The sequence below is a fragment of the Nocardia sp. NPDC052112 genome, from assembly GCF_040680135.1.
Taxonomy (GTDB): Bacteria; Actinomycetota; Actinomycetes; order Mycobacteriales; family Mycobacteriaceae; genus Nocardia.
This window is the reverse complement of record NZ_JBFAWD010000001.1, coordinates 1-16,873: the sequence shown is the minus strand read 5'-3', so window position 1 is coordinate 16,873 and position 16,873 is coordinate 1. Positions and strand designations below refer to the sequence as shown.

12 protein-coding genes and 3 pseudogenes are annotated in these 16,873 nt (G+C 63.7%); 2 read left to right on the top strand and 13 right to left on the bottom strand.

Annotated features, from left to right (window positions below):
• The 6 genes and pseudogenes from AB0L58_RS00075 to AB0L58_RS00050 all read right to left on the bottom strand — a co-directional run.
• Positions 1–1,035 carry an MlaD family protein gene (locus tag AB0L58_RS00075; RefSeq protein WP_364378424.1) on the bottom strand — a complete coding sequence of 345 codons (1,035 nt, stop codon included), beginning with the start codon at positions 1,033–1,035 and terminating at the stop codon, positions 1–3.
• The gene (locus tag AB0L58_RS00070; RefSeq protein ID WP_364378421.1) at positions 1,023–1,979 is read right to left on the bottom strand and encodes an MlaD family protein; all 957 of its coding nucleotides are present in this window, start codon (positions 1,977–1,979) and stop codon (positions 1,023–1,025) included. The genes AB0L58_RS00075 and AB0L58_RS00070 overlap by 13 nt, the downstream gene beginning before the upstream one ends.
• Positions 1,980–2,026: 47 nt before the next feature.
• On the bottom strand, positions 2,027–3,079 hold the full coding sequence (locus tag AB0L58_RS00065) for a mammalian cell entry protein (protein WP_364378418.1): 1,053 nt from the start codon (positions 3,077–3,079) through the stop codon (positions 2,027–2,029).
• Between the two features lie 4 nt (positions 3,080–3,083).
• Complete coding sequence (locus AB0L58_RS00060; RefSeq protein WP_364378415.1) at positions 3,084–3,935, bottom strand: ABC transporter permease; 852 nt, start codon at positions 3,933–3,935, stop codon at positions 3,084–3,086.
• Positions 3,935–4,792 carry an ABC transporter permease gene (locus tag AB0L58_RS00055; protein ID WP_364378412.1) on the bottom strand — a complete coding sequence of 286 codons (858 nt, stop codon included), beginning with the start codon at positions 4,790–4,792 and terminating at the stop codon, positions 3,935–3,937. The genes AB0L58_RS00060 and AB0L58_RS00055 overlap by 1 nt, the downstream gene beginning before the upstream one ends.
• A gap of 445 nt (positions 4,793–5,237) precedes the next feature.
• A pseudogene (locus AB0L58_RS00050) lies at positions 5,238–5,510 on the bottom strand (transposase); the annotation flags it as partial.
• 991 nt (positions 5,511–6,501) lie between these two features.
• On the opposite strand from AB0L58_RS00050, the gene AB0L58_RS00045 reads away from it, so the two are divergent.
• Positions 6,502–9,777, top strand: coding sequence for a protein kinase (locus AB0L58_RS00045; RefSeq protein ID WP_364378409.1), 3,276 nt, complete (start codon positions 6,502–6,504; stop codon positions 9,775–9,777).
• Positions 9,778–10,056: 279 nt separating this feature from the next.
• Here AB0L58_RS00045 and istB read toward each other — a convergent pair whose 3' ends face one another.
• The 6 genes and pseudogenes from istB to AB0L58_RS00015 form a co-directional block, all read right to left on the bottom strand.
• Positions 10,057–10,854: an IS21-like element helper ATPase IstB gene (gene istB, locus AB0L58_RS00040; RefSeq protein ID WP_364378406.1), complete on the bottom strand. Its 798-nt coding sequence runs from the start codon at positions 10,852–10,854 to the stop codon at positions 10,057–10,059.
• Positions 10,854–12,086, bottom strand: a complete 1,233-nt coding sequence (gene istA / locus AB0L58_RS00035) for an IS21 family transposase (protein WP_364378403.1) — start codon at positions 12,084–12,086, stop codon at positions 10,854–10,856. The genes istB and istA overlap by 1 nt, the downstream gene beginning before the upstream one ends.
• 142 nt (positions 12,087–12,228) lie before the next feature.
• Positions 12,229–12,528, bottom strand: a complete 300-nt coding sequence (locus AB0L58_RS00030; protein WP_364378400.1) for a hypothetical protein — start codon at positions 12,526–12,528, stop codon at positions 12,229–12,231.
• Between the two features lie 35 nt (positions 12,529–12,563).
• Positions 12,564–12,719 (bottom strand): annotated as a pseudogene (locus AB0L58_RS00025) (TetR family transcriptional regulator); the annotation flags it as partial.
• A 120-nt stretch (positions 12,720–12,839) separates the two neighbouring features.
• Positions 12,840–13,826, bottom strand: coding sequence for a hypothetical protein (locus AB0L58_RS00020; protein ID WP_364378397.1), 987 nt, complete (start codon positions 13,824–13,826; stop codon positions 12,840–12,842).
• Between the two features lie 6 nt (positions 13,827–13,832).
• Positions 13,833–14,750 (bottom strand): hypothetical protein, encoded by a 918-nt coding sequence (locus AB0L58_RS00015; protein WP_364378395.1) that lies wholly within the window; start codon positions 14,748–14,750, stop codon positions 13,833–13,835.
• A gap of 207 nt (positions 14,751–14,957) precedes the next feature.
• On the opposite strand from AB0L58_RS00015, the pseudogene AB0L58_RS00010 reads away from it, so the two are divergent.
• Positions 14,958–15,596 (top strand): annotated as a pseudogene (locus AB0L58_RS00010) (TetR/AcrR family transcriptional regulator); the annotation flags it as partial.
• Between the two features lie 50 nt (positions 15,597–15,646).
• On the opposite strand, the gene AB0L58_RS00005 reads toward AB0L58_RS00010, so the two are convergent.
• Positions 15,647–16,435: a lysophospholipid acyltransferase family protein gene (locus AB0L58_RS00005; RefSeq protein WP_364378392.1), complete on the bottom strand. Its 789-nt coding sequence runs from the start codon at positions 16,433–16,435 to the stop codon at positions 15,647–15,649.
• Positions 16,436–16,873: the final 438 nt, after the last annotated feature.

Genomic DNA, 16,873 nt, shown 5'->3' with positions numbered 1-16,873 from the left:
TCAGCACCCCCCTCCGGGAATGGGCACGCATACCGCCGGCAGCGCGATCGTGGCGGCGGACTGATCGACGCTCACCCCACCCCCCGCCGGCATGAGCGGAAGCAGGCGCTGTTCCAAGCCGCGCAGGGAATCGACGAGCGCGCCCAGGCGGCCGCCGAGCTCTTGCAGCTTGGGGATCGCGTCGGCGAGCGGCTGGACTCGCTGTTTCAACGACTCGTCCCACGCCCGGCCCAGCGGTGTCAGATCGTGCAGGATCGTCGCCAGATCGTTCAGGGACTGCGCTACCTGCACCTTGTTGTTCTGGACGATCGTCTCGAGAGTGCCGAGCGTCATCAGCAGGTTTGCCAGCACATCGGAGTTCTCGTTCAAAGCCGTCAGATACTCGTCGGCGATGGACAAGGTGCGGGAGATGTCCGCGTTCTGCTTGTCCAGCATTCCGATCAGGTCACCGGCCGCCTGTACGGCTGCGCGAAGGGAATCCGGACTGTTGCCGATCGATTGCGACACCGCTGCCAGATCCTGCCGCAGCATATCCCCGTCGATCTTCTGGACCGGTTGAACGGCATCCTGGAACGCTTGGGTGAGGTTGTACGGGAGCATGACTCGCTCCTGCGGTATCACCGCCGCTCCCAGCGGTTTCGTTCCTGCGGGTTCGGCCGCCACATAGTAGCCGCCGACCACCGTCAGCATGCGGATGTCGAGCGTGGTCTGATCTCCGATGAATGCCTGTTTCGCGACGGTGAACTCCATCCGGACCCGATCGGAGAGCAGAGTCAGCGATTTCACTTTCCCGACAGGAATCCCGGCAATGCGGACATCATCACCGGGGCGGACGGCCCCGGCCTGTGCCATATCCGCCGAATACGTTCGCTCCGGGGAAGTTCCGGTGACATACACCGCGCCGATGGCGATGATCAGCACTACCACGGCGCCTATGCCCGCGATCCCCCACCGAAGATCGTTGGCGGGCAATCGTTTCGCGGCGCGTTCGCTGCGGCGATCGGCGAATCGCCGCCAGAGTGTCACTTGTGACATAAGACGATCCTCTGTCCGGCGATCAGCATTCGAAGGGGTTCGGGTGCGGTTGTTGCACCGTGCGAGCAGGTGAGGTCGGCCCCCGGCCCTGTTTGCGGAACGGCTGCCGTGATCGCCTGGATCAGGCCGGGCAGGCGGTCGAAGACGTTCACGGCCTCCTGCGGGTCCGGAAATGCCTGTTTCAGCACGGCGTCGAGATCCCTGTCGCGGTCACCGGTGACGCCCAGAACGGTCAGCATGCTCCGAAGTGGTTGCAGCACAGGCGGAATCTCGATCGAGAAGCTGACGAGTCCGGGCAGCTTATCGCTGATGGTGATGAACAGGTCGGTCAGGTTCGTCAGCAGCTTCATGGCGTTGCCGGACTTGCCGCCGAGGTGATCGGAGATCTGGGAGAGATTGCCCACCAGCGTCGACAGCACCGCCTGCCGATCGGAGGCATGGTGGCTCAATTTCTCGATGGCGCCCAGCGCCGGTCCCAGCCCGGTGCCGTCACCCTGGATGACGGCAAGGATACTGGCCGCGAACTGGTTGAGATCATCAGGCGACAGTTGTGCCAGGACCGGCCGCAGCCCCTTGAACAAGGTCGTGATGTCGAAGGTCGGCACCGTTTCCGACGTGCCGAATACCGATTTCGAGTCGCGGCGCGCGCCCGGCTGGTCGGGCTGCTGGATCTCCAGATACCGGAAGCCGGTGAGGTTCTGGTATCGGATAGCGACCTTGCTGTTGGCGAACACCGGATGCTCGCGGGTGACAGTGAAGCGCACCCGCGCGAGCGTGCCGTCCAGGCTGACCTCTCGCACCTTGCCGACCTGAACCCCGTACAGGCGCACGTCGTCACCGAGGCGCAATCCGTTCGCGTCGGTGAACATCGCTGTGTAGGTGTGGGTTTCGGCGCTGACGGGTCGCTCGATCAAACGGAACACACCCACCAGCACCACACCCATCAGCAGTGCCGCGACGCCGACGCGCAATAGCAGGGCACGGGTAGTCATCAGCGCCCCTCCGTGGTGGAATGCCCGAGCATGGCCGACAGCGGCGCGGCCAGGCCGGGCACCACATCCAGTTCGACGGCGGCGTTGAGCACCGGCCCCTCCGGTGTGTCGTGATATGCCGCGCTGAGCCGCGTGAGCAGTTCGCTCAACTGCTGCGCGGATCGGTTCGGGGCGCTGACCGACGCGGACAATTGATCGAGGATCGTTGTGCCGATGGGCAATAGCCCGGCAAAGTACTGTTGCGAGGTGCCGAGCAAGGTCGTGGCGGTCGGCAGCAGTTCTGTCCGGACATTGGTGAACATTTCACTGAATCGTGTGAGGCGCTCAGGGGATTTCATGTATTCGTTCGAATAAGTCGCCTCCAACACCGCCAATCCACCTGTCAGCATCGGCGGGAGTCCGGCCAGCGCCGAGCCGAACCGATCGAGCAGCAGCGAAGGCGGCAGTTGCTGGGTCTCGGCGAACGACCGCGCGGTGGCACCGACGGCCTGCAACAGCGGAGTGAACGCATCGAGGTCGCGCGACGATTTGCTCAGCAGCTCAACGAGTTCGGGTGTGAGCACGTCGCCGGTGAGCCTGCCCGTCGACTTCAGCAGGGTGGCGAGCGTGGCATCCCGCACCCGATCGGTGTCGCGGGTCAGATCGACCATCGATCCGTTGGCCAGCACCGCGCCGCCCTGGCTGGGGTGCAGTTCGATGGCACTGATTCCGAACAGGTTTCCCGGCGCGTAGTCGACATTCACAGCGTCGGTGAGACCGAAGAGCTGGGATCCACTCAGGCTCAGCTCGATTCGCTGTCGACCGGGGGCTGCGGAGTCGATCGTGGCGACCGATCCAATGCGCACACCGTCGAGGCGCACATCCGTTCCCGGCCCGACGCCCTCGCCCACTTGGCCGACCAGCAGCGCGACGTGAATCTCATCCGCTGGCGCGCTATCCGGCCATACGCGCCAGCCGATGGCGGTCAGTACTGTCAACAGAATGGCGCAGGCGCCGAGCACGCGGGCGCGGCGAGGTCCGACTTCCGTTCCGGGCAGAGCATAAGCAGGCATGACCTCACCCGGTGAACGAGATGGGAGACTGGAATCCCCACAGAACGATGGTGGCAACCATGTCGAGGGCGATGATCGACACCAGGCTCGCCCGGATGGCACGCCCCGAGCCGATGCCGACCCCCTCGGGCCCACCCGTGGCGAAATATCCCTGATAGCAATGGATCAGCACGACGGCCACCGCGAACACCATTACCTTGATGGTCGCGGCGATCACGTCCCAGCCCACCACGAACTGATCGAAATAATGGTCGTAGGTTCCCGACGGCGTGCCGTGGATGGTGGTCACGATCACCGCGCACGAGAAATAGCTGAGTATCAGCGCGACAACGAATGCCGGTGCGACGGCGACGATTCCGGCGATGACGCGGGTCGTCACGACGAACGGCACCGATCGGATGCCGAGCGACTCGAGTGCGTCGATCTCCTCGGAGATCCGCATGGATCCGATCTCCGCCGTCATCCGGCAGCCGGCCTGCGCCGCGAACCCGACGCCCGCGGCGATCGGCGCGAGCTCACGGGTGACCCCGAATGCCGAGATGAGACCGCTCAACTGACCGAGCGACAACAGATTCAGGGCGCTGTAGGCCTCGATACCGATGGACCCGCCCATCGCGGCGCCCAGCAACAGCATGAGGGGCACAACGCCGCCGCCGATGATGATCGAGCCGCGCCCCCACGTCATATCCGTGATGACCGCAACCGTCTGGCGCCGGTAGTGCACCAGCGTGTAGGGCAGCGACGACAGCACCTGCCAGCAGAATCCGATCACGAACCCGATCGACTCGACTGAGCGCAGCGGATGAATCCGGCGCACCCATCGCAGCCCGGCGGGCAAGTACGGGGTCGCCGTCATCACGCCATCCTCACGGGGACGAACATGGTGACCACCTGAGTGATCGCGGTATTCAGCACGGCGACCGCGGCGACGGACATCACCACCGCGGCATTGACGCCATCCGCGACGCCGCGCGGTCCGCCCTTGGCCTCCAGACCTCGCTGGCACGCGATGACGACCACCAGGAAGCCGAAGATCAACGCCTTGACCAGGGAAACCCAGATGTCGATCGGCGTAGTGAAGGAACCGAACGACTGCCAGTAGCTGCCCGGCGTGACGCCGAGCGCGGACACCGCGACGGCGAACCCCGACGCAATTCCGATGAAGATGATCAGGATATTGAGCAGCGGAGCTACGAGCATCATCGCCGCGATACGGGGAACGACCAAGCGCTGTATCGGATCCACGCCCATGACGCGCATGGCATCGACCTCCTCGCGTATGGTCCGCGCCCCGAGGTCGGCCGCTATGGCGGCAGCACCCGCACCCCCGAGCAGCATGGCGGTGGCCATGGGGGCACCCTGCTTGACCACACCGAGCCCACCGGCCGCTCCGATCATCGAATCAGCGCCGAGCTGAGACACGATGTTTCCGACCTGCGCGGAAACGATGACACCGAACGGAATCGCCATCAGAACACTCGGGAAAGCGGTAACTCTTATCAAAAACCATGCCTGCGTGAGGGTTTCATGGACCTGGAAGCGCAGGCGAATCGCGTCCGTCACTCCGACGCGGCCCGCCGCGGCGCCCATCCGCAGTGCGCGGCCGAACGTGGACAGGCTCGACAAAACAGTTTCGGCGAAATTCCGGCGGAGAACCTCCGCCGCTGACATCTTGTCGACATCCGGACGAGCGGACAGATCTGCCGTCGACATCGAACCTCCTTGTTCGGCCGGGTTCTCGCCCCTTCGAGGGTGAGCTGGACGGCGGGCACGGAGGCCCTACCGCCCGGCCGTGCGAACCAACTCAATCCGTGCTCGGGGGACGCTACCATATGAATTGGACCACATTCCAGACACTATTCCGGAAATGTGCTCGTTCACTTATCTATTTCAGACGGCAACGGCCCGAGCCTCCTCCCCGCTGATGAGCGACTCGAGGCGGCAGCGATCCGGAGGCCCCCGGCCTCGTGCGACCCGCCACCTTATTCTCGGCAGCGCAATGGGTTTCACGACGTCTCGATCGGAGGAACGCCCCTCGTCACAAGCCGCGAGCCGCTGGATATCGCCGGGGAGGCGACGGTATGGGTATCGCCGCTGACGGTCCCGGATCCGACCATGAGCCGGCCTAGTGCTCCTCAGGCATATTCGCTGAGGATGCTCAGTGGGCTGCCCGCAATTGGTATCCGGCCTCACGTTGGGTCATCGACCAGGTGACCATCGCTTCGTGGTGCTCGGGTAGGCGTTCGTAGTCGCGGACGCATCGTCGGCGTCTGGTGATCCAGGCGAGGGTGCGTTCGACGACCCAACGTCGGGGTAGTACAACGAATCCGGTTGTGTCGTCGCTGCGTTTGACGACCTCGAGGGTGAGTGCGAGGTGCTGGCGGGCCCAGCCGACGAGCTTGCCGGCGTAGGCGCCGTCGGCCCAGACCAGGGCGAGCTCGAGTTCCTCCAGAGCAACGGCACCCTGTATGCCCTGTCCGAGCCCGGCCGCGGAACAGCGGCACCACTGATCAGCGCACTCACCGAAGCCATCGTGGATGTGGCATGGCGGCACGCGACCCGGTCCCGCAGCAACGCGCTGCAGGTACCGCTGCTCGCGATTCTCGACGACGCGCCACAGCTACTGCGGTGCTTGCACTGTCGACGAGATTGCCAAGGACCCGGCGAGTTGGGTTCGACTGCCCGTGACGGCCACGCTGTCGTCCGGGATCACGATGTCGACAGGTAGGCGGTCTCCGTTTCGGTGAGCCAGCTCATCGTGAATCAGCGCGGCCAGCTCGAACCCGTTACGGACGGGGCTGTCCGCGGCCTGTGAATGCCCCGGCATAGCGACGCCGCGATCTACCCGAGATCCGCAGGGCAAGCTGAGGCATGACGCTCGCAGCGATCAAGGTGCCGCTATACGCAGTCTTCGACATCGTCATCGCCGACGGCTCCGACGGTGAGACGCTCACGCGGTGCCAAGCCGACGGCCTCTGCAAGATCACCAAGTGGTTCGCGTCCCGACAGGGGGAGGCCAGGCGAACCCGGTGCTGGACTGAGCGGTACCTATCGGTCGGGAGATCGAGAAGGGTCCATTACCGCTTGCCGCGGTCCAGGGCGCTTCGGACGGCACGATCAGCGGTGCGATGTAGGACGTTGTATCAAGCCGAGGGCAAGCTCGGAACTGTCGGCTGACGGTCACCGAGCTGACAGGCCGGTCCGGTCGTGCAGTGGCCCGGACCGGTTGGGGAACCCACCTACTTGCCCGACTCGCCAGCGATGGCGGTAATGATCTGCGAAACGTCGGTACCACCAAAGGTATTGTTCGCCCTCCCATGAATGCCCATTGATGAGCTCGGCATCTTTCGGAGATACGCTTAGTTTTGGCGAAGGGTGAGCGAAGCACCTGGCATACGACCTGTTGAGTTGCGCAACGACTGATGACCCATGAGGATCCGCTGCGGACGCGCCGTGAGGTGGTAACCCCTCTCACAGCGGAGCTGGACGCGGTCGGTTTCGAGGACGCCGTGGAGATCGGTCACGGTGGTTTCGGGGTCGTGTATCGCTGCTGGCAAGCGGCACTGGACCGAACCGTCGCGGTGAAGGTTCTGACTGCGGAATTGGATCCCGACAATCAGGCACGATTCATTCGCGAGCAGCGGACAATGGGCCGATTGACCGGCCATCCGAACATCGTGACGGTCCTCGAGGCCGGTGCCACCGCGAGCGGCCGCCCGTACCTGGTCATGCCGTACCACCCGCGGGATTCCCTGGATGCATGGATCCGCAAGCACGGTCCAGTTTCCTTGGAAAAGACACTGTCGATCGGGGTGAAGATCGCTGGTGCGCTCGAGAGTGCGCATCGCCTCGACATCGTGCATCGGGACGTGAAGCCGGGAAACATCCTGCTCACCGAGTATGGCGAACCGGCATTGACCGACTTCGGCATCGCCCGCATCGCAGGTGGATTCCGGACGTCCACAGGCACGTTGACCGGATCACCGGCATTCACCGCACCAGAGGTTCTCGAGGGAGAGACACCGACCAGCGCTGCGGACGTCTACGGACTCGGCGCCACCCTGTTCTGCGCACTCACCGGACATGCCGCATACGAACGCCGCAGCGGGGAGAACGTGGTGACACAGTTTCTGCGGATCACCACCCAGCCGGTACCGGACTTGAAGGCCAGCGGCATACCCGACGACGTGGCCGCGCTTGTGGCAACGGCGATGAACCGCAACAGCCACGACCGCCCCTCCGCCGCGGATCTGGGCGAGACCATCCGGCAGATCGAACAGCACCACGGATTCGCAGTGGATGATATGGCACTTCCGGCTAAACCTGATCTCGAAGCCCATGACGAGAGAGATCGAGTACCGGCGCGGGTCCTTCCCGCGATGGCTGCTCAGAGCAGTGGCAGAGGTGGCGGAAATCTGCCACTGGAGTTGACCAGCTTCATCAACCGGCGCACAGAGCTGGCGGAGGCGAAGAATCGACTGTCGGCATCCCGGTTGGTGACAATGACCGGCATCGGAGGAGTCGGAAAGACGCGGCTAGCCATGCGAGCTGCGTCGGCCCAGCGACGCGACTTCGCCGACGGAGCATGGCTGATCGAACTAGCTGATGTGTCCGATGCCTCGCTCGTGGTCGACGTAGTGGCAGCCGCCCTCGGTGTCCGGGACGACTCGGCTATGCCCCTGCTAGAAGTTCTGACACGCTTCCTGAGCTCACGGGAAACATTGCTCATATTGGACAACTGCGAGCAAGTGGTGGACGCCGTCGCAAAGCTCACCGACACGTTGCTGCGAAGCTGCCCCGATTTACGGATCCTCGTCACAAGCCGCGAGCCGCTCAATATCGCCGGAGAATCAGTAGTCCGGGTACCGACGCTGACGGTCCCACACCAAGATCAGAAGCCCACACTGCGGGGCATGCCCCGCTTCGACGCGGTGACGTTGTTCTCCGACCGCGCCGCCGCAGCCGTGCCAGGATTCCAAATCGATGAGGGCAACAAGACGGCAATCGCCCAGATCTGCGCCCACTTGGACGGCCTGCCCCTCGCGATCGAGCTGGCCTCCGCACGCCTGCGCTCGATGTCGCCAGAACAGATCCTGCAGCACCTCGATGACCGTTACTCCTTGCTCACCCGCGGAAGTCGCAGTGCGCCAACGCGGCAACAGACACTGCAATGGTGTATCGACTGGAGCTATCAGCTGTGCACCCCGGCCGAACAGCGGCTGTGGGCTCGCCTATCGGTGTTCGCCGGCGGCTTCGAACTCGACGCCGCCGAGCAGATATCCGGCGCCGACCTGACACCGCAGAATGTGCTCGATGTGCTGTCCGCTCTAGTGGACAAGTCGATCCTGGTCCGGGACGAGGCCGACTCGGTCGTGCGTTTCCGGATGCTCGAAACACTGCGTGATTACGGTCGGCAAAAGCTGCGGGAGTCCGGCGAATACCAGCAACTGCGTCGGCGACATCGTGACTGGTACGAACAGTTGGCAGTGGACGCCGAAGCCGAGTGGATCAGCCACCGGCAACCAGACTGGATAGCCCGCCTCGACCGGGAGCAACCCAACCTCCGCGAAGCACTCGAATCCTTCCTCTCCGAGGACACCGCAGAAGCCGCCCGAGCAGGGCTACGTACCACTGCAGCCTTGTACGAGTTCTGGTTGTTTCGCGGACTGTACGGCGAAGGGCGGTCCTGGCTCGAACGCGCCCTCGCCCACTCCGACGCTCAGTCAATACCCGACCGCGTCAAAGCACTCCGGGCATTCATCCAAATGGCAGCCGCACACCGCGACTTCCGCGCTGCGGCAACCCCCTTGGAAGAGGCGCATGCGCTCGCCGAAGCATCCCCTACCCCCACGATCCAGGCACAGATCGCCCACGCCGACGGCACTTTGGCTCTCAGTCGCGGCGATGTCACCCGCGCATGCTCTTCTCTCGAACGCGCGGTCAAGATACTCAGCTCGCAGGCAACATCCGCACTACACGTCAATGCCTTGATCTACCTCGGTTGGGCATTGGAAGTGCGCGGTGATCTAACGCGAGCGGATACGTACTACCGGACACTGCTGTCCATCACTGAACCGTGTGGCGAGTTGTTCTATCGCTGCGCTGCCCTGAGAGGCATGGGTGTGGCCGCGTGGCAGCAGGGCGACGGACACCGTGCTGAGCAGTTGATCCAGAACGCACTGCGGCTCAACCGCAGGCTGAAGAGCCCAATCGCGGCCTCGTTCAGTCTTCAGGCACTGGCTTGGGTTGTCGGGGGCGGAGAAAATGGTGAGCGCTCCCCCGTATTGATGGGAGCCGCACAGAGTATCTGGCCCGCAGCTAGCGACGTAGTAACAACCTTCCCCAACACGTCCCCCTTCCACGAAGCATGGAAGCGGACGACGCGTCACATTCTCGGCGCCCGAAAATTTGACGCGGCATTCCGTCGCGGCCAGGCGATGGGGATGGACGCCGCAGTCGCCTACGCACTCGGGGAACAGCACACCCACCCGACATCATGCACATACAACACGTTGAGCAAGCGCGAACGGCGGGTCGCCGACCTCGTCGCCCAAGGACTCAGCAACAAGCAGATCGCCGCCAAGCTGGTGATCTCCCAACGCACCGCCGAAGGCCATGTCGAACACATCCTCACCAAACTCGGATTCACCTCACGCGCACAGATCGCAGCCTGGATAACAGCGGAAGCACAGCAATAAACTGTCGGCGACTGCCCATGTCAGGCCCGGTGCAGGCAACTGGACCGGTTGCACTCACACACCGGAGGGTCACGGACCCGGCCGGCCGCGCCCGTACCGTCAGCGATCAACCCCGCAGCATGGTAGGCAGATCGGCCGCCGCGATCCGTTTCTGTCAACGTCGGTCCATTGCTGACCCACTCCGATCGGCCGAAAATGGACCCACCGGACTGGTGCCGGGTGAAAACTGACCCACCCCTTGTTGTTCCGGGTGAATTTTGACCCACCCGGGTTGGTTGGTTAGTCGTTGGTTTTGGCCGCGGGGACGCGGCCGAGGTCTCGGTCCTTGAGTCGGTAGCTGTCTCCTTTCATCGAGACGACTTCGGCGTGGTGGACGAGGCGGTCGATCATTGCGGCGGCGACGACATCGTCGCCGAACACCTCACCCCATCGGCCGAAAGGCTTGTTGCTGGTGACGATGAGGCTGGCGCGTTCGTAGCGGGACGACACGAGTTGGAAGAACAGGTTGGCGGCCTCGGCTTCGAAGGGGATGTAGCCGACTTCGTCGACGATGATCAGTGGGATCCGTCCGAGTTTGACCAGCTCGTCCTGGAGTTTGCCGGTGTGGTGAGCGTCGGCGAGGCGGGCGACCCATTCCGCGGCGGTGGCGAACGCGACCCGATGCCCGGCCTGGCAAGCTCGGATGCCCAGCCCGATCGACAGGTGCGTTTTGCCGGTTCCGGGTGGTCCGAGGAAGACCACGTTCTCCATGGCGGTGATAAAGTCCAGCGTCCCGAGGTGAGTGATAACGTCGCGTTTGAGTGATCGCTGATGGTCGAAGTCGAACTCCTCCAAAGATTTCCGCGCCGGGAACCGGGCGCCGCGGATGCGGCCCTCACCGCCGTGGGCTTCGCGGGCGGCGACCTCGCGTTGCAGGCAGGCAGCCAGGAACTCCTCGTAACTCCAGCTTTCGGCGCGGGCCCGTTCGGCCAGGCGCTCGATTGCGCCGGCCAATGTCGGTGCTTTCAATGCGCGGGTCAGGAACGCCAGCTCGCTGGTGATGTTGCGGCCGTTGGTGTTTGCAGTCTTGGCAGCCATCACGCGATCTCCCCGCCGAGGTCGAGGTCGAACATGCGGTCATAGTCGGCGAGGCTGCGCTGCTCGACCGTCGTCTCGACCGGCCGGACCGCCGTCAAATGCCGGGCGCGGCGCATCTCCGCCGCCGCGGCGGCATGCGCCGGGTCGGTCAGGGTCTGATGGTCGGCCCAGCAACGTGGGTGCCGGGCGACCTCGGTCCCGGCGAGAGTGACCACGACCTGGTCGAGACCAGCGAGGACCTCGACCCGATGCCCGATCGCGCTGGGATGCACCGAATAGTCGTTGGAATCCACGCGCACGTAGTGATCGCGCGGCAGCCGGGTCGAGGACCGCCAGCCCGTCACCGGATCCACCGGCGGCAACACCAGCATCGCCGCCCGGTCGGTCTCCCACCGGTCCACCGGGCGGCACTCGAGCCGCCGGTGACGACGATGGTTGGCGCGCACCAGCCAATCCGCCAGCTGACCGTTGAAATCGGCCGGCCCGGCGAACACCCGACCCGGCAGAAACGATGTCTCCAGATAGCCGTTGGCTCGTTCCACCAGCCCTTTCGCTTCCGGGTCACCAGGCCGGCACTGAATCACCTTGATGCCCAGCGTTCCCCGGAACGCGTTCATCGGTTCGGTCAGCTGCGGTCGACCGCCTCGCCACTGGCCGATCGCGGATTCGTTGTCCCACACCAATGCTCGCGGCACCCGTCCCCACCCCGAGAGCAACGCCCAATGCCCGGCCAGCAGATCCGGGCTCTGCCGCGACGGCAACATCCGTGCGGTCATCACCCGCGAATACCCGCTGACCATTACCAGCACCGGCGGCCGCCCGACTTGCCCGGCACCCAGCGGCACGTCCACCGGCGGGAACCACAAATCGCACTGCGCCAGCTCGCCGGGCTCATACATCGTCCGCGACACCGGATCCGCCGGCTTGTATTGCGGACGCAACTGCGCGACCCGCTCACAGAACACTGTCTTGCCGCGCTGCCAGCCGACTCGTTCCATGATCACCGTCGCCGGCATGTCCGGGAACTCCGCCAACAGCACCCGGATCTGCGGCTCGACCGCATCCACAATCGAACCTTTCGGCGGCCGTTGATACTTCGGCGGCTCATGCGAAGCCAGCGCCCGCTTCACCGTGTTCTTCGAGATCCTCAGCCGGCGAGCGATCGCCCGGATCGCCATCCCTTCGGCCCGATGCAACCGACGGATCTCCGCCCAGTCCTCCACGTTCAACACCTCATGATCGTCACGAGGGGGGTCCAGATTCGCCCGGCGTCACCGGGTCAGTATTGGACCGTCACCGACACCATGTCGCCGCCGCGGCCTCGATGCCCAACGACCGCAGCAGTAGTTCGGCGACAGCGGATCCCGCCTCCCGTCAACCCCGATGCCCTTCCAGAACCATCCACAGACTGCTTACCACCATGCAGACGACGAGAGAGGCGATGCCCGCGCCGCCGATGCCGTAGCGTCCAGCCGCAATCCCGTCCTCGATATCACGCATCGGTAGGTCAACCAGGATGCCGCGTAGCGACTCGGAGGTCAGGCCGAATCGGACGATGAATTTGCCCAAGTAGGGTTGCTCGTGGGCGAGCCGGACAAATATGCGCAGACCGGTGGCGACCCGAGAGGCCGGATCGGCGTCTGATCCATCGCCATCCCGATACGTGAAAGCCATTGCACAGCAAGGTCTTCGACAGCCTGATCGAACAACCGCTCGATAGATTCGACGTTGCGGTAAAGCGTTCCGTGTGACACCTGGGCCGCCGTCGCCAATTCGGTCATTGTGAGATCTAGACTGCCACGCTCAGCGAATAGCTCGATCGCTGCGGCGTTGATCCGCTTACTCGTCGACCTGACATGCCTCACGGGTTCTAACTAGTCCAGACCGATACCGCCGAAAAGTGGCGAACCGCAGATCGGGCCCGATCACGGCCGCCAGATCGGATGAGAACTGATATCGACGGTCAGGGTGGTAGCTCAGGCATGTCAAGACCGTGGTTCGGAGACGGGCGTGAGATCGACACTGGGCGGTGGGCGTAGGCGGCGCAGCGTGCCGTCCATGCAGGTGGCATACAACGCCCATCCACCACCGTCGCGGGCGATGCGGACCGAGGTCGGGCCACGTGGCGGCACCGGAAGCGAGTCGGGAACCAGCCACCCCGCGGCGACGGTGCAGCTGGCACTCGTGATCGGGTCGAGCTGGTAGACGCTGCCGGAGTTGTCGCCAGCTACGAACACCGATCCGGACCTGGTTGCCACCAGGTCGTCGAGCCCAGGGAACAGCCCGTCCTGGATTTCGCCCACCACTGACGCGGTGTCGGGAGTGCTCAGCGGAATGCGAACGATCTTGGACGCGAGCATGTCGTCGACGTAGATGGCCTGGAGATCCGGGGTGAGCGCAAGACCATTGGGTGTTTGCGCGTTGGCCCAACTCGCTATGAACTCACCCGTAGTTGGCCGGAATCGACTAATACCGATCGGTTGTGTGGGGGCCGTCAGGTGCGTGATGAGCATGTCGCCATCAGGTAGCAGCAGCAAACCGTTCGGTTGCACCAGCCCGTTCAAAACCGTCGTCACGGCGCCGTCGGTCACGTCGAGTCGCTGCAGCGTGCCGGTCCCGTTCGGGGAGGACTGGTCACCCGTCAGGAAATACAGATAGTCGCCCACCAGGCGCAATCCGGCTGGATTGTCGAGCTTCGTCAGCACGGTTGTCACGTTCGATTCGGCATCGACGCGGTACAGAACGCCTGTAGACAGTCCGGCGATGTAGAACCCACCGGCCCCGTCCGGTTCAAGATTTTCCAGCCCGCCCAGATCCGATACGAGCGTATCGGCCTGCCATCCGATCGAGCATGAGCCGATACCAGCGCCGGCGGGCGATAGCGGAAGCACCGACATGATGGCGGCAGTCGCGATCGTCACTGCGGCCGCGACAGTTCGACGCGTGTGGACGAGCATTCCGATGTGTGTCATCGCATCTCACACAGTAGCGATCAACTGAATACCGGCGATGGCAAAAAGCATGATCACAAACGCGAGATGGTAGCGACCGAGGATCTGACCGGATCGCATCTGCATCTCGGCAGACTCCGAATTGCCACCCAGACGTACAGCGGCCGGCCAGGTCCGAAGACCTGCCAGCACGAGGAATACCGCAAAGATTGCGAGAGACGTCCATGTCGCCCACGCAGGCGTACCGGTGCCGAGCAGCTGCACGACCAATGCCGCAACTGTTGCACAAATGGCGAGGAACACCGTAGCGAGATTCGGGCGAACCAAAGTCGCTGTCATTACGGCGTAGTACCCGACCAGGGTCGACCGGTCACTATCCGACGGCTCGACCTCGAGCCGCGCAGCGGGTCTGTCGATCAATACCTCGTTCCAGAGCGTGGCGGCCACGAAACCGGCACCGCCGGCAGCAATCGCCGCACTGGCAGCGCCCTCTTCAGCCATGGCCAGCTGGATCGCAACAATCGCCGCCATCATCGCTATGTAAGCCACGTGGTATCGGAGGAGACGACGGGCGCCCCCCATCTGGGTGTCGCGCGAACCGGTGCCGACGACAAGCTGCCGAGCCGCAGGCCAGGTCCGCGACAGGCTGAGAACGAGGAAAACAGTCAAGAGGCCGACACAGACCAGCCTTGCCCATCCCTGACCACCGCTCTCGGTCAGCTGTGTCGCGAGTGCCGCACCCATCACCGCGACGACTACGCCCAGCACGCCACGAGTCACGATGGTGCCGGTGACCCACGTGTAGTACCCGGACGGCAGTACCCGCTGCCGCGATCCATCCGGTATTGCGATCCGCCGCAGCGCTGACCAGTTGATCAAGACCTCACGCCAGCAGAAGCCCGCGATGAACGCGGCCCCGCCGACGACGACTACGGCGGCGCTCATCGTGTGGAGGCAACGCGGCGTGGCGTTCGTAGCTGTTTGTTTACCAACCGGACCATGCTTCGGATCCTAGTAAATAAGTTGTCAATTGACAACTTAATTCTTGTCAGTTATCAATATTATTGGCTACCCTGAGCGCGTGATGAACACATCGCCGCCTTCGACCGACGCGGAGGATGCGCCATCAGCGTCGACGACATCGGATGGACATTGAAAGACAGCTACGAAACACGTCAGGTGCGGCGGAATCTACGTCGCGTCCAACTACTCGCCGCCGCGAGTGACAGTTTCGTACTCCATGGCTATCACGCGACCTGCATGGACGATATTTCTCGACGCGCTCTTGTGTCCAAACCTGTTCTGTATGAACACTTCTCGAGCAAGTACGAGCTATATGTAGCGGTGCTGCAGAGCCACATCGATGTCCTGGTGTCCAGCGTGCGCCAGGCGCTGTGTTCCACCTCCGACATCAACGAAAGTGTGCATGCCGCAGTGCATGCCTACTTCGATTTCGTCGATCACGACGACCAGGGGTATCGGCTGGTCTTCGAATCCGACCTCACCAGCGAGCCTGCGGTGCAGTGGCGTGTAAAGCAGGGCACCGATGCCTGTGTCGACGTGATCTTCGAGCTGGTCGCGCACGATTCCGGGCTGGACGCCCACCGCGCCCGGACGCTCGCCGTGGCCTTGGTGGGTGCCAGCCGGTTCGCGGCGCAGCGCTGGGCAGAGGCCGGCCGGCCGATCCCGAAACACGATGCGGTCACTGCGATGGCCACCCTGTGTCAGGGGTGGCTTGCCCCGCGTGCCTCGGCGACGGACCGATCGAACGCGCCACCCGCTGTGCCGTAGACGGATCCGGACAGCGCCGTTCCCTCGCTGCGCGAAGATATGCCGAATGCTCAGGTCGCAGAGTTGAGCCAACGACGAAGCGGGCTGCCACACGAGGATTGTTCACGCCGGCGATCGAGTCCGTAGGCAATCGCCGATTCGAGCGAATCCGCGACAATCGCCCGCGCCTGCAGCATGGCCTCGGGATCGTCGGTCCGGTCTCGATATTCGGAGAGGTCCAACGGCGCACCATAAGTGACGTGGAATGGCTGAGGCTTAGGTATCGGCGACAACCCGATACCCCGAACGATCGGCGGCAATTCGTCGGCGTGACGAAACAAGCCGGCCGCGACACCCGCACGAACAATTGCTCTCCCCAACGGGCCTCCGCGGTAATCATCGGCGTCCAGAATATGCTCGAATACGTCATCGGCACCGGCCACTCCGACCGGAGTTATGGTATACCCCTCCTCCACCGCCAGACGCACGAATCCGGTGCGATGCTTCCACACCAGCCGATATCGTTCACTGCGCGTCTTGAAAACCTCACGTTGCCCGCCGGGCAGCACGAGGACGTCATGACCATTCCGCATCAGGGCCCGAGTGATTTCACGATCTCCCACTACGGATCCCAGGGTAATCAGCAGATCCCGCCAGCCAGGGATACGCATATGCAGACGGTCGGCCAACGACCTGGGCATGCTGCCGCGAGCTTGGTACACACCGTGCAGGCTGAGCAGCACCTCCGCGGTCCCCCACACGGCATGGTTTGCCACATACAGAGTTGGGCGGTCCTGCTGCAAGTTCTCCGTTCCGTAATACGTCGGGGAGAACCATCGCACCCACGGCGCGAATGCCATGTTCAGCAGGCTGTCCGCTGGCTGGGTCCATGCCAGAGCACTCTGTGCCGGGTCGGCCACCGTCGCGCACTCGCCTCCCGAACTCGGTGCGGTCGACGATCGAGGTACATTGTGATTCATGTGACGGCTCCAGGTTTGTCTATTCCGTTATTCCTTTTCTCCTGGGCTCGAGCCGCCGTCATTGCCGGGAGCCGGAGATTCGATTCGCTAGCGCATTTCGGCTGCGAGATCCAAAGGCCTGATCCGATTGCCGGGCGGCGTCCGCTCGTTCCCGAAATCGGTTTACGAATGGACGCCCATACTCGATGCGGAGCAGGTACGAATTATTCTAATCAGCCATCCGTGTCGGCGGCACGTGAAAAATGACCACCGCGCGGCAACTCAAAACGGACCATCTGGTCGGTGACTCTGGCTCTATCCGAGCCAGGGAGGACCGAA

Coding starts and splice junctions, on each gene's coding strand:
- AB0L58_RS00030 (WP_364378400.1), bottom strand. CDS start 12,528: ATGGCTTTCACGTATCGGGATGGCGATGGATCAGACGCCGATCCGGCC.
- AB0L58_RS00015 (WP_364378395.1), bottom strand. CDS start 14,750: ATGAGCGCCGCCGTAGTCGTCGTCGGCGGGGCCGCGTTCATCGCGGGC.
- AB0L58_RS00055 (WP_364378412.1), bottom strand. CDS start 4,792: ATGTCGACGGCAGATCTGTCCGCTCGTCCGGATGTCGACAAGATGTCA.
- istB (WP_364378406.1), bottom strand. CDS start 10,854: ATGGCTGCCAAGACTGCAAACACCAACGGCCGCAACATCACCAGCGAG.
- AB0L58_RS00070 (WP_364378421.1), bottom strand. CDS start 1,979: ATGGGTGTGGTGCTGGTGGGTGTGTTCCGTTTGATCGAGCGACCCGTC.
- AB0L58_RS00075 (WP_364378424.1), bottom strand. CDS start 1,035: ATGTCACAAGTGACACTCTGGCGGCGATTCGCCGATCGCCGCAGCGAA.
- AB0L58_RS00060 (WP_364378415.1), bottom strand. CDS start 3,935: ATGACGGCGACCCCGTACTTGCCCGCCGGGCTGCGATGGGTGCGCCGG.
- AB0L58_RS00005 (WP_364378392.1), bottom strand. CDS start 16,435: ATGGCATTCGCGCCGTGGGTGCGATGGTTCTCCCCGACGTATTACGGA.
- AB0L58_RS00045 (WP_364378409.1), top strand. CDS start 6,502: ATGACCCATGAGGATCCGCTGCGGACGCGCCGTGAGGTGGTAACCCCT.
- AB0L58_RS00065 (WP_364378418.1), bottom strand. CDS start 3,079: ATGCCTGCTTATGCTCTGCCCGGAACGGAAGTCGGACCTCGCCGCGCC.
- AB0L58_RS00020 (WP_364378397.1), bottom strand. CDS start 13,826: ATGACACACATCGGAATGCTCGTCCACACGCGTCGAACTGTCGCGGCC.